16 protein-coding genes are annotated in these 12,310 nt (G+C 66.8%); all 16 read left to right on the forward strand.

What is annotated here, in order from left to right; genetic code table 11:
* Positions 1–19: 19 nt before the first annotated feature.
* The 16 genes from GNX71_RS06190 (at position 20) to hisA (ending at position 12,291) form a co-directional block, all read left to right on the forward strand.
* Positions 20–763, forward strand: a complete 744-nt coding sequence (locus GNX71_RS06190) for a VacJ family lipoprotein (protein WP_206177509.1) — start codon at positions 20–22, stop codon at positions 761–763.
* 170 nt (positions 764–933) lie between these two features.
* The gene (locus tag GNX71_RS06195; protein ID WP_206177510.1) at positions 934–1,593 is read left to right on the forward strand and encodes an ABC transporter substrate-binding protein; all 660 of its coding nucleotides are present in this window, start codon (positions 934–936) and stop codon (positions 1,591–1,593) included.
* A gap of 18 nt (positions 1,594–1,611) precedes the next feature.
* Entirely contained in the window at positions 1,612–1,887 is a 276-nt protein-coding gene (locus GNX71_RS06200; RefSeq protein WP_206177511.1) for an STAS domain-containing protein, read from the forward strand.
* A 33-nt stretch (positions 1,888–1,920) separates the two neighbouring features.
* Complete coding sequence (locus GNX71_RS06205; protein ID WP_206177512.1) at positions 1,921–2,868, forward strand: ABC transporter ATP-binding protein; 948 nt, start codon at positions 1,921–1,923, stop codon at positions 2,866–2,868.
* Between the two features lie 5 nt (positions 2,869–2,873).
* On the forward strand, positions 2,874–3,629 hold the full coding sequence (locus GNX71_RS06210) for an ABC transporter permease (protein WP_206179364.1): 756 nt from the start codon (positions 2,874–2,876) through the stop codon (positions 3,627–3,629).
* Positions 3,630–3,649: 20 nt separating this feature from the next.
* The gene (locus GNX71_RS06215; protein WP_206177513.1) at positions 3,650–3,892 is read left to right on the forward strand and encodes a BolA/IbaG family iron-sulfur metabolism protein; all 243 of its coding nucleotides are present in this window, start codon (positions 3,650–3,652) and stop codon (positions 3,890–3,892) included.
* Between the two features lie 39 nt (positions 3,893–3,931).
* Positions 3,932–5,215, forward strand: a complete 1,284-nt coding sequence (gene murA / locus GNX71_RS06220) for a UDP-N-acetylglucosamine 1-carboxyvinyltransferase (RefSeq protein WP_206177514.1) — start codon at positions 3,932–3,934, stop codon at positions 5,213–5,215.
* Positions 5,212–5,856: an ATP phosphoribosyltransferase gene (hisG, locus tag GNX71_RS06225; RefSeq protein ID WP_176660395.1), complete on the forward strand. Its 645-nt coding sequence runs from the start codon at positions 5,212–5,214 to the stop codon at positions 5,854–5,856. Before murA ends, hisG begins: the two co-directional genes overlap by 4 nt.
* Entirely contained in the window at positions 5,853–7,223 is a 1,371-nt protein-coding gene (hisD, locus tag GNX71_RS06230) for a histidinol dehydrogenase (protein ID WP_206177515.1), read from the forward strand. The genes hisG and hisD overlap by 4 nt, the downstream gene beginning before the upstream one ends.
* A gap of 37 nt (positions 7,224–7,260) precedes the next feature.
* Positions 7,261–8,085 (forward strand): hypothetical protein, encoded by an 825-nt coding sequence (locus GNX71_RS06235; RefSeq protein WP_206177516.1) that lies wholly within the window; start codon positions 7,261–7,263, stop codon positions 8,083–8,085.
* Positions 8,086–8,090: 5 nt separating this feature from the next.
* Positions 8,091–8,456: a hypothetical protein gene (locus GNX71_RS06240; RefSeq protein WP_206177517.1), complete on the forward strand. Its 366-nt coding sequence runs from the start codon at positions 8,091–8,093 to the stop codon at positions 8,454–8,456.
* A 7-nt stretch (positions 8,457–8,463) separates the two neighbouring features.
* A complete protein-coding gene (locus tag GNX71_RS06245; protein ID WP_206177518.1) occupies positions 8,464–9,129 on the forward strand; it encodes a suppressor of fused domain protein in 666 nt (221 codons plus the stop codon).
* Entirely contained in the window at positions 9,122–10,204 is a 1,083-nt protein-coding gene (gene hisC / locus GNX71_RS06250) for a histidinol-phosphate transaminase (RefSeq protein WP_206177519.1), read from the forward strand. The genes GNX71_RS06245 and hisC overlap by 8 nt, the downstream gene beginning before the upstream one ends.
* A complete protein-coding gene (hisB, locus tag GNX71_RS06255; RefSeq protein WP_013539717.1) occupies positions 10,201–10,809 on the forward strand; it encodes an imidazoleglycerol-phosphate dehydratase HisB in 609 nt (202 codons plus the stop codon). Before hisC ends, hisB begins: the two co-directional genes overlap by 4 nt.
* Before the next feature lie 19 nt (positions 10,810–10,828).
* Positions 10,829–11,485 (forward strand): imidazole glycerol phosphate synthase subunit HisH, encoded by a 657-nt coding sequence (gene hisH / locus GNX71_RS06260; protein ID WP_206177520.1) that lies wholly within the window; start codon positions 10,829–10,831, stop codon positions 11,483–11,485.
* Positions 11,486–11,547: 62 nt separating this feature from the next.
* On the forward strand, positions 11,548–12,291 hold the full coding sequence (hisA, locus tag GNX71_RS06265; protein ID WP_042579097.1) for a 1-(5-phosphoribosyl)-5-[(5-phosphoribosylamino)methylideneamino]imidazole-4-carboxamide isomerase: 744 nt from the start codon (positions 11,548–11,550) through the stop codon (positions 12,289–12,291).
* Positions 12,292–12,310: the final 19 nt, after the last annotated feature.

Here is a 12,310-nt window from a genome sequence, read left to right on the forward strand (position 1 = left end):
ATTCTTTGCATCGAATGCTATGAAAAGCATAGCTAATAGCGCCCGTTGGGCAATTGCCGCCGCCGCTCTGGCGATTGTTGCCGGGTGTGCCACCGGGCCCAACGCCAATCCGGTCGATCCGTTCGAGCCTTTCAACCGGGGCGTGACGCGCTTCAACGACACGGTCGACAACGCGGTTCTCGTGCCGGTGGCCACCGCTTACCAGCGCGTATTGCCTTCGATGGTGCGCTCGGGTGTGGACAACTTCTTCAACAACCTGGGCGATGTCTGGAACCTCGCCAACAACGTCGTGCAGCTGAAGCTGCAAGGCAGCGCCGAGACTTTCATGCGGCTCAATGTCAACACGTTCTTCGGGCTTGGCGGCCTGCTCGACGTGGCGACTGAGGCGGGCATTCCCCGCCACGAAGAAGACTTCGGGCAGACGCTGGGCTACTGGGGTGTGGGCGCCGGTCCTTACATCGTGCTGCCGGTGTTCGGCCCGTCGACCCTGCGCGACACCGCGGCGTTGCCGGTGGACCGCCTCGGCGACCCGGTTTCCCAGATGAACGACGTGGCCTGGCGCAATTCGCTCACCGTGCTGCATGCCGTCGACACGCGTTCGCAGTACCTGCGCGCCGGCCGCCTGCTCGGCGAAGCGGCGCTCGACAAGTATTCGTTCACGCGCGATGCGTTCCTGCAGCGCCGCCGCAACCAGGTCTACGACGGCAATCCGCCGGACGACGGTGCCGGCAACAGCCCGGCCGACGACGGCGCCGGAAAGTAAGCAGAAAGCGCGGGGCGGACGATGAAGCTGCTTGCATCCGGTTGCAAGGCTTCACCTGCGCTTCAGGAACCCGGTCGTCCCCGGGCCTGTCGAATCCGTTCTTGTCGCAGCACCCCTTGCTCTGTGCGATCCGGGTGCTTCGACGATTTTTCAAATTTGAGGGACTCTCCATGAACAACAAGATCTTGCTGCAACGACGTGATGTGGGCCGACTGGTCCTGGCCGGTGCCCTGCTGCTGGGCGCTGCCGTCGCCTTCGTCCGCCCCGCCTACGCTGCCGATGAGGCACCCGACGCGCTGGTCAAGCGCCTGTCGAGCGATGTGCTCGAGACGATCAAGGCCGACTCGTCGATCAAGGCCGGCGACGTCAACAAGATCATGCTGCTGGTCGACAGCAAGATCATGCCCAACGTCAACTTCCAGCGCATGACGGCTTCTGCCGTCGGCCCGGCCTGGCGCCAGGCCACCCCCGAGCAGCAAAAGCGCCTGCAGGACGAGTTCAAGGCCCTGCTGGTTCGCACCTACGCCGGCGCACTCGACCAGGTGGTCGACCAGACCGTCACCGTGCGTCCGTTCCGCGGTTCGGCCGACGACAAGGAAGTGCTGGTCCGCACCGAGATCCAGGGCCGCGGCGAGCCCGTGCAGCTCGACTACCGTCTCGAGAAGACGCCGGGCCAGGGCGCAGGCTGGAAGGTCTACAACCTCAATGTGCTGGGCGTCTGGCTGGTCGATACCTACCGCACGCAGTTCGCGCAGGAAATCAACAAGAGCGGCATCGACGGCCTGATCGCCGCGCTGGCCAGCCGCAACAAGAGCAACACCAAGGGCTGACCGGCCGACGACACCGCCATGCTGGTCCTGCCCACCAAGCTCACCCACGACGAGGCCCCCGCCTGCATGCGCATGCTGCAGCAGGGGCTCAAGGGCCAGACGGACTCGTCGTCCACGGTGGTCGACGCCACCGCGCTGGCGCAGTTCGATTCCTCGGCATTGGCGGTGCTGCTCGAGTGCCGACGTGAATCGAGCGCACTGGGCCGCGGCTTCTCGGTCAAAGGCCTTTCCCCGCGCTTGCGCGAACTGGCCGCGCTGTACGGTGTCGCGGGCCTTTTGCCCGCCGCGCCCTGAAAAAGTAACGGCCCCGTAAAATCGCGGGCTCCCATGCCCGCGATCTCATTCCAGTCGGTCTCCAAGACCTATCCCCCCTCCAGACAGCAGAAAGCCCAAGGCAAACAAGGCTTGCGCGCGGTCGACGAGGTTTCCTTCCAGATCGAGCCGGGCGAGTTCTTCGGCCTGCTCGGCCCGAACGGCGCGGGCAAGACCACCCTGATCAGCATGCTCGCGGGCCTGTCGCGGCCCACGTCCGGCGCCATCATCGTGCATGGCTTCGACGTGCAGCGCGACTACGCCGAGGCGCGGCGCCAGCTGGGCATCGTGCCGCAGGAGCTGGTGTTCGACCCCTTCTTCAACGTGCGGGAGTCGCTGCGCATCCAGTCGGGCTACTTCGGCATCAAGAACAACGACGACTGGATCGACGAGCTGCTGCACAGCCTCGGTCTCGCCGACAAGGCCACGGCCAACATGCGGCAACTGTCGGGCGGCATGAAGCGCCGCGTGCTGGTGGCGCAGGCGCTGGTGCACAAGCCGCCCGTCATCGTGCTGGACGAGCCCACCGCCGGCGTCGACGTCGAGCTGCGCCAGACGCTCTGGCAGTTCGTCGCCAGGCTCAACAAGCAGGGCAGCACCGTGCTGCTCACCACCCATTACCTGGAAGAGGCCGAGGCGCTGTGCAGCCGCATCGCGATGCTCAAGCAGGGCCGCGTGATCGCGCTCGACCGCACCAGCGAACTGCTGAAGTCGGCCGCAAGCAACGTGCTGCGCTTCAAGACCGACGCGATGCTGCCCTGGGCTATTGCCCAGCATGCGCGCATCACCGGGCGCATCGTGCAGCTGCCGGCGCAGAACGCCCATGAAGTCGAACAATTGCTGGCCGCGATCCGCGAAGCCGGCGTGGCGGTGGAAGACGTGGAAATGCGCAAGGCCGATCTGGAAGACGTGTTCATCGACCTGATGGCGGGCGAGCAGACGCCGCTGGAGGTCGCGCGATGATGGCCGTGACGGGTTGGCGCGCGCTGCTCTACAAGGAGACGCTGCGCTTCTGGAAGGTCGGCTTCCAGACGGTCGGCGCGCCAGTGCTCACCGCGCTGCTGTACCTCATGGTCTTCGGCCACGTGCTCGAAGACCATGTGAAGGTCTACGGTTCGGTCGGTTACACGGCCTTCCTCGTGCCCGGCCTCGTGATGATGAGCGTGCTGCAGAACGCGTTCGCGAACAGCTCGTCCTCGATCATCCAGAGCAAGATCATGGGCAGCCTCGTGTTCGTGCTGCTCACGCCGCTGTCGCACTGGGGCTGGTTCTTCGCCTATGTGGGCTCGTCGATCATCCGCGGGCTGGCGGTGGGGCTCGGCGTGTTCGTGGTCACCATCTTCTTCGCGATGCCGAATTTCGTGGCGCCGGTCTGGATCATCGTTTTTGCGCTGCTGGGCGCCGCGATGCTCGGCACCCTGGGGCTCATCGCCGGCCTCTGGGCCGAGAAGTTCGACCAGATGGCGGTGTTCCAGAACTTCCTGATCATGCCCATGACGTTCCTCTCGGGCGTGTTCTATTCGATCGGCTCGCTGCCGCCCTTCTGGCAGAGCGTGAGCCACCTGAACCCGTTCTTCTACATGATCGACGGCTTCCGCTACGGCTTCTTCGGCGTGAGCGACGCCTCGCCCTGGCTGAGCCTGGGCATCGTCGGCACCGCCTGGCTGGTGGTGAGCGCGATTGCCGTCCATCTTCTCCGTATCGGCTACAAAATCCGGGGCTGAACGCCCCTTTTCCAGACCCCATGACCGCCGAACAACTCCAGGCCCTGATCCAGTCCCACCTCCTCTGCGAGCACATCTCGCTGGAGGGCGATGGTCGACATTGGTACGCGACCATCGTCTCGGCCGAATTCGAGGGCAAGCGCGCTATCCAGCGCCACCAGCGGGTCTACGCCACCCTCGGTGCGAAAATGCACACCGACGAAGTGCATGCGCTCTCGATGAAAACCTACACGCCGGCCGAATGGGCGGCGGTGGAAAAGTAAATTCCGGCCCCCGGGCCACCCCATTTCGCTGGATCCTCGATGGACAAACTACTGATTCGCGGCGGGCGCCAGCTCCGCGGCGAGGTACTCATTTCCGGCGCCAAGAACGCCGCGCTGCCCGAGCTGTGCGCGGCCCTCCTGACCGAGCAGCCCGTGACGCTGCACAACGTGCCTCGCCTGCAGGACGTGTCGACCATGCTCAAGCTGGTGCGCAACATGGGCGTCGTCGCCGAGCGCGACGACAACGGCACGGTGCAGCTCAATGCCGGCGACCTCACCAACCCCGAGGCCCCCTACGAACTGGTGAAGACCATGCGCGCCTCGGTGCTGGCGCTTGGCCCGCTGCTCGCGCGCTTCGGCCATGCCAAGGTGTCGCTGCCGGGCGGCTGCGCCATCGGCTCGCGCCCCGTCGACCAGCACATCAAGGGCCTGCAGGCGATGGGCGCCGAGATCGTGGTCGAGCACGGCTACATGGTCGCGAGCCTCCCTGCCGGCCGCACCCGCCTGAAGGGCGCGCGCATCCTGACCGACATGGTCACCGTCACCGGCACCGAGAACTTCCTCATGGCCGCTGCGCTGGCCGAAGGCGAGACGCTGCTCGAAAACGCCGCGCAGGAGCCGGAGATCGTCGACCTGGCCGAAATGCTGATCCGCATGGGCGCGAAGATCCAGGGCCACGGCACCAGCCACATCCGCATCCAGGGCGTCGAGAAGCTGCACGGCTGCGAGCACGCCGTGGTGGCCGACCGCATCGAGGCGGGCACGTTCCTCTGCGCCGTCGCGGCCACGGGCGGCGAGGCGTTCCTGCGCCACGCGCGCGGCGACCACCTCGACGCGGTGATCGACAAGCTGCGCGACGCCGGCTGCGAAGTCGGCTGCGAGAAGGACGGCATCCGCATCGCCTCGCAGGGCGCGGCGCAGCTCAAGGCCCAGAGCTTCAGCACCACCGAATACCCCGGCTTTCCGACCGACATGCAGGCACAGTTCATGGCGCTGAACGTGATCGCGCGCGGCGCCTCGATGGTCACCGAGACCATCTTCGAGAACCGCTTCATGCACGTGAACGAGATGGTTCGCCTGGGCGCGACCATCCACGTCGAAGGCAAGGTCGCGATGGTCGAAGGCGTGCCGCAGCTCTCGGGCGCCACCGTGATGGCCACCGACCTGCGCGCTTCCGCCAGCTTGGTCATCGCCGGCCTCGTGGCCGAAGGCGAGACGCTGGTCGATCGCATCTATCACCTGGATCGGGGCTACGACCGCATGGAAGCCAAGCTGTGCGGCCTGGGCGCCGACATCGAACGCGTGACCGGAGCCGCCGCATGATTACCCTGGCACTCTCCAAAGGCCGCATCTTCGAAGAGACGATGCCTCTGCTGGCCGCCGCCGGCATCGAGGTCACCGAAGACCCCGAGAAGTCGCGCAAGCTGATCCTGGAGACCACTCGCCCCGACGTGCGCGTGGTGCTGGTGCGGGCTTCCGACGTGCCCACCTATGTGCAGTACGGCGGCGCCGACCTCGGCGTGACCGGCCTCGACGTGCTGCTGGAAAACGGCAACCAGGGCATGTACCAGCCGCTGGACCTGCGCATCGCGGCCTGCCGCCTGAGCGTGGCCGTGCGCGCCGACTACGACTACGCCTCGGCCGTGCGGCAAGGCTCGCGCCTGCGCGTAGCGACCAAGTACGTGGGCCTCTCGCGCGAGTTCTTCGCGAGCAAGGGCGTGCACGTCGACCTGATCAAGCTCTACGGCAGCATGGAGCTCGCGCCGCTCACGGGCCTGGCCGACGCCATCGTCGACCTGGTCTCGACCGGCAACACGCTCAAGGCCAACCACCTCGTCGAGGTCGAACGCATCATGGACATCAGCGCGCGCCTGGTCGTCAACCAGGCCGCGCTCAAGCTCAAGCGCGAGCCGATCCGACGCATCATCGACGCCTTCGCGTCAGCCATTCCTCCCGCCAAATGACTCTGAAAGCAGCCCCCGCCCGTCTCTCCACGACTTCAGCCAGCTTCGACGCTGAATTCAAGGCGCGGCTGCATTGGTCCGCGGATGCGGACGCGGCCATCGAGAAGGTGGTGGCCGACATCCTGGCCGACGTGCAGAAGCGTGGCGACGAGGCGGTGCTGGAGTACACGCGCCGCTTCGACGGCCTGGGCGCTGCCGCCGTTTCCGAACTCGAATTGACGCAAGCCGATTTCAAGGAAGCTTTCGACTCGCTGCCCCAAGACCAACGCGATGCGCTGCAAGCCGCGGCCCAACGTGTGCGCAGCTATCACGAGGCACAGAAGAAGGCCAGCGGCGAAAGCTGGAGCTATCGCGACGCCGACGGCACGCTGCTCGGCCAGAAGGTCACGCCGCTGGACCGCGTCGGCATCTACGTGCCCGGCGGCAAGGCGGCCTATCCGTCCAGCTTGCTGATGAACGCGATCCCGGCGCATGTGGCCGGCGTCGGCGAAATCATCATGGTCGTGCCGACGCCTGTGAAGGGCAGCGTCGCGACGGGCGGCGCAGGCGGGCAATCGTCGACGAAGGGCGAGCGCAACGTGCTGGTGCTGGCCGCTGCCTACGTGGCCGGCGTCACCCGCGCCTTCACCATCGGCGGCGCCCAGGCCGTGGCGGCGCTCGCCTACGGCACCGCCACCATCCCCGCGGTCGACAAGATCACCGGCCCCGGCAACGCCTATGTGGCCGCCGCCAAGCGCCGCGTGTTCGGCACCGTGGGTATCGACATGATCGCGGGCCCGAGCGAGATCCTCGTGCTGGCCGACGGCACCACGCCGCCCGAGTGGGTGGCGATGGACCTGTTCAGCCAGGCCGAGCACGACGAGCTGGCGCAAAGCATCCTGCTGTGCCCCGACGCCGCCTACATCGACCGCGTGCAAGCCGAAATCGATCGCCTGCTGCCCGCCATGCCGCGTGCGGAAATCATCGCCGCCTCGCTCAATGGCCGCGGCGCGCTGATCCACACGAAGAGCATGGAAGAGGCCTGCGAGATCAGCAACCGCATCGCCCCCGAGCACCTGGAAGTCAGCAGCAGCGAACCCAACCGCTGGGAGCCGCTGCTGCGCCACGCGGGCGCGATCTTCCTCGGCGCCTTCACCAGCGAGAGCCTGGGCGACTACTGTGCCGGCCCGAACCACGTGCTGCCGACCAGCGGTACGGCGCGCTTCTCGAGCCCGCTGGGCGTGTACGACTTTCAGAAGCGCTCCAGCCTGATCGAGGTCAGCGAAGCCGGCGCCCAGGTGCTCGGCCCGATCGCGGTCACGCTGGCCGAAGGCGAGGGCCTGCAGGCGCACGCTGAAGCCGCCCGCATGCGCCTGCGTAAGATCTGAGGCTCCAACAACCCCGTTCCAGGGAGGAGCACGCCAGATGATTCAACGTCTCTATCGTTCGCGATTTTTCCGCTTCGCCACCGGCCTCGTGGCAGGCGCCGCCTTGCTGGCCGCCTGTTCGCAGATGCCGCAGAACCGCGGCGAGACGGCCGCGATGTCCGCAACGCCTAGCGCCGCAACCCCGGCGCCCGCGCCGGCCCAGCTCGGCACGCAGTGGGGCGAGGGCATCGAATCGAAGACCCGCACCGTCGTGGCCAAGCGTCTGTCCGAGCAGCCTGACGAGGTGGCCTCCATTGGCTACAACGAAGCTTCCGCCGTGCGCCGCGACGTGGGCAACAACCCCGAGCGCCGGCTCAACCTGCAACTGGCCCAGGGCGACGTCGAATGGTCGGTGCTCGACGAGAGCAACCGCCCGCTGCCGCTGCAGCGCTCGCGCCGAGGCGACGACATGTTCCGCCTCGCAGGCGTCGAAGGCGCGCGCTACACGCTGCGCTTTCGCAACCTGAGCGACCGCAGCTACGAGGTGATTGCCACCGTCGACGGCCTCGATGTGCTCAGCGGCAAGCCCGGCAGCCTGCGCAACGGCGGCTACGTGCTGCGCCCGCAGGAGACGCTGAACATCGAAGGCTTCCGCAAGAGCCAGAGCGAAGTCGCCGCCTTCCGCTTCGCCACCCCGGGCCGCGCCTATGCGGCGAACACCGAAGCCGGCGACGTGCGCAACATCGGCGTGATCGGCGCTGCGCTGTTCGAACTCGAGCAGCCCCAGGTACCGCGCCGTCCGCGCCGCGACGCCACGCCGCCGCAGCCCAGCGCCTTCCCGGCCGATGGCGCCTACGCGCCGCCGCCGCGCTACCGCAAGTAAATGCCATGAAGCGCACCGCCCGTCTGTCGATGCTCGTGTTCGCGCTTGCGCTCGCGGCCGGCGTCGGTGCGCAGGCCATGACCATCCGCGAGTTCCACACGCTCGAGGTCAAGGAAAAGAAAGAGGGCAAGGCCTACGCGAGCTACTACCTCGTCGGCGTGCTCGAAGGCCTGCGCGAAGCCAGCGACACGGCGCGGCGCACCGGCCAGAAGCCGCTGTTCTGTGTCGACGGCCGGCGGCTCGAGCCCTCGATGGCGCGCTCGCTCTTCCAGGCCGAGCTCAAGCGCAACGCCGAGCTCTATGAAGCCGACATGCCGGTGCAGCTGGTGCTGTCGAGCGCGCTGCAGAACAGCTTCCGGTGCGCGTCCTGATTTCCACATGTTCGCGAAACTGAAAAAGGCCTTGATGGGTGGCGCCGCCGACACGGCGCCCACGCGCGCCCAGGTGCGCCTGCAGGCCATGCTCGACGAACTCGAAGACGAGCCCGAGCAGACTTTCCTGGACAGCGCCGATGCCGAGCACCGCGTCGACATCCACGCCTTCGGCCGCAATTTCGTCGAAGACGGCGAATCGGCCGACGACGAGGGCTACGTGCTCGTCACCAACGGCATGAGCGACCGGCTCATGCCCGTGCCGCCCGGCGGCGTGCCCGAGGGCATGACGCGCGCGGCCGAGCTGGTCTGGTACGTGCGCGACCTGAACCCCGAATACATCTCGAACCTGCGCTGGCTCGCCAAGCTGCCGGCCTTCGACCGCTTTTTCCTCGCCAGCGGCCACCGCGTGCCGATGCCCGAACCGCCGCTGTCGTTCTGCGGGTTCCAGACCTTCTTTTTTCTCTCGCCGATCTACGGCCCCGACGCGCGCATGCTCTCGGGCGTCACTGTCGATGAAGGCGAGGCCGTCGCAACGCTGACCGTCAACCTCATTTCCGAAGCCGAATACGCGCTGGTCAAGCGTGAAGGCGGCTTTGGCGAACTGCTCGACCTGTTCGACGCCAACGACCACCCGATGGTCTTCGACCCCCAGCGAACTTCCTATGTCTGACTCTCTCCCCGCGCTCCAGCGCATCCGCGCCGACGTGCGCGCCATGCGTGCCTACGCCGTGCAGGACGCGCGCGGCTTCATCAAGCTCGACGCGATGGAAAACCCCTTCGGCCTGCCGCCCGCGCTGCAGGCCGAGCTCGGCGCGCGGCTGGGCGCACTGGCGCTCAACCGCTACCCCGGCGACCGCGGCGCCGACCTGCAGCGTGCGCTGGCCGCGCATGCGCAGATGCCCGAAGGTTTCCGCCTGATGCTGGGGAACGGCTCGGACGAGCTGATCTCGCTGCTGGCCATCGCCTGCGACCAGCCCGGCGCCACCGTGCTCGCGCCCGTGCCCGGCTTCGTGATGTACGCCATGAGCGCCCAGCTGCAGGGCCTGCGCTTCGTCGGCGTACCGCTCACGGCCGACTTCGAGCTCGACGAGGCCGCCATGCTGGCCGCCATCGCGCGCGAGAAGCCCGCCATCGTCTACCTTGCCTACCCGAACAATCCGACCGCCAACCTCTGGGACGACGCGGTCGTCGAGAAGATCGTCGAAGCCCAGGGCGCGCAGGGCGGCCTGGTGGTGATCGACGAGGCCTACCAGCCCTTCGCCGCCCGCAGCTACATCGACCGGATCGCCAGGCACGGCCATGTGCTGCTGATGCGCACGCTCAGCAAGTTCGGCCTGGCTGGCATCCGCCTGGGCTACCTCATGGGGCCGGCGGCGCTGGTCGCCGAGGTCGACAAGGTGCGCCCGCCCTACAACATCAGTGTGCTCAACTGCGAGTGCGCGCTGTTCGCGCTGGAGCACACCGAGGTGTTCGAGGCGCAGGCCAAGCAGATTCGCGAGGAGCGCGAGCGCCTGATGACCGGCTTGGGCCGCCTGCCGGGCGTAAAGACCTGGCCCAGCGACGCCAACATGGTCCTTTTGCGTGTGCCCGATGCCGCCAAGACCTTCGAGGGCATGAAAGCCCAGGGGGTGCTGGTGAAGAACGTTTCTAAAATGCACGAACTGCTGGCAAATTGCCTGCGCCTGACCGTCGGAACGGCCGACGAGAATGCGCGGATGCTGGCGGCACTCGAAGCCTCACTATGACCACCCCACAGAGCACCGACCGCACCGCGTCGGTCACCCGCAACACCGCCGAGACGAAGATCACCGTCAGCGTGAACCTCGACGGCACCGGCAAGGCCAAGCTCGCCACCGGCATCGGCTTCTTCGACCACATGCTCGACCAGATCGCCCGCCACGGGCTGATCGACCTCGATATCGACTGCCAGGGCGACCTGCACATCGACGGCCACCACACGGTGGAAGACGTCGGCATCACGCTCGGGCAGGCCGTGGCCCAGGCCATCGGCGACAAGAAGGGCATCCGCCGCTACGGCCATGCCTACGTGCCGCTGGACGAAGCGCTCAGCCGCGTGGTCATCGACTTCTCGGGCCGCCCGGGCCTCGTGATGCACGTGCCCTTCACCAGCGGAATGATCGGCACCTTCGACAGCCAGCTCACCTACGAGTTCTTCCAGGGCTTCGTGAACCACGCTTTCGTCACGCTGCATATCGACAACCTCAAGGGCGTGAACGCGCACCACCAGTGCGAGACCGTCTTCAAGGCCTTCGCCCGTGCGATGCGCGGCGCGCTGGAGCTCGATCCGCGCTCCGTCGGCGTCATTCCCTCGACCAAGGGTTCGCTCTGAAACTCGCCAGCGAACAGCTATGAAATCTGTAGCAAATTCCGTCGCGGTCGTCGACTACGGCATGGGCAACCTGCACTCCGTGTCGCAGGCTGTGCGCCATGCGGCCGACCAGGTGGGCGTGGAGGTGTTCGTCACCTCCGATCCGGACGTGGTGCGCAAGGCCACCCGCGTGGTGCTGCCGGGGCAAGGCGCGATGCCCGACTGCATGCGCGAACTGCGCGACTCGGGCCTGCAGGAATCAGTGCTCGAAGCGGCCGCGAACAAGCCGCTCTTCGGCGTGTGCGTCGGCATGCAGATGCTGCTGTCGCGCAGCGACGAAGGCCCGACCGACGGCCTTGGCCTCATACCGGGTGAGGTCATCAAGTTCGAACTGGCTGGCCGCCTGCAGGCCGACGGCAGCCGCTTCAAGGTGCCGCAGATGGGCTGGAACCAGGTGCGCCAGGCCCAGCCGCATGCGGTGTGGGCGGGTATTCCCGACCAGAGTTATTTCTACTTCGTGCACAGCTTCTACGCGCGGCCGGCCGACGCCCGGCACAGCGTGGGCGAGGCCGATTACGGCGCGAGCTTTACCGCAGCCATCGCACGCGATAACATTTTTGCCACCCAGTTCCACCCGGAGAAGAGTGCGGACCATGGGTTGCAGCTCTATCGAAATTTCCTCCACTGGAATCCCTGAACCATTTTTCCGACCGGGCCGAACCCTCCACAGCCCGGTTTTCGCTCACTCGCGTCACTTCCATGCTCCTCATTCCCGCCATTGATCTCAAAGACGGCCACTGCGTTCGCCTCAAACAGGGCGACATGGACCAGTCCACCATCTTCAGCGAAGACCCCGCCGCCATGGCCCGCAAGTGGGTCGAGGCCGGCGCACGGCGGCTGCACCTGGTCGATCTGAATGGCGCCTTCGCCGGCAAGCCGCAGAACCACGCGGCGATCAAGGCGATCCTGAAGGAAGTCGGCGACGACATCCCGGTGCAACTGGGCGGCGGCATCCGCGACCTGGACACCATCGAGCGCTACATCGACGACGGCCTGCGCTACGTGATCATCGGCACCGCCGCGGTCAAAAACCCGGGGTTCCTGAAGGACGCCTGCAGCGCCTTCGGCGGCCACATCATAGTGGGCCTGGATGCCAAGGACGGCAAGGTCGCCACCGATGGCTGGAGCAAGCTCACCGGCCACGAGGTGGCCGACCTCGGCAAGAAGTTCGAGGACTACGGGGTCGAGTCGATCATCTACACCGACATCGGCCGCGACGGGATGCTCTCGGGCATCAACATCGAGGCCACCGTCAAGCTCGCGCAGGCGCTGACCATTCCGGTGATCGCCTCGGGCGGTCTCTCGAACATGGCCGACATCGACCAGCTCTGCGCGGTCGAGTTCGAAGGCGTCGAGGGCGTGATCTGCGGACGCGCCATCTATTCGGGCGACCTCGACTTCGCCGCCGCCCAGGCGCGCGCGGACGAGCTGGCCGGCGCCTGACGCCTTCCTCTTCTACGTC

The sequence above is a fragment of the Variovorax sp. RKNM96 genome (assembly GCF_017161115.1).
Taxonomy (GTDB): Bacteria; Pseudomonadota; Gammaproteobacteria; order Burkholderiales; family Burkholderiaceae_C; genus Variovorax.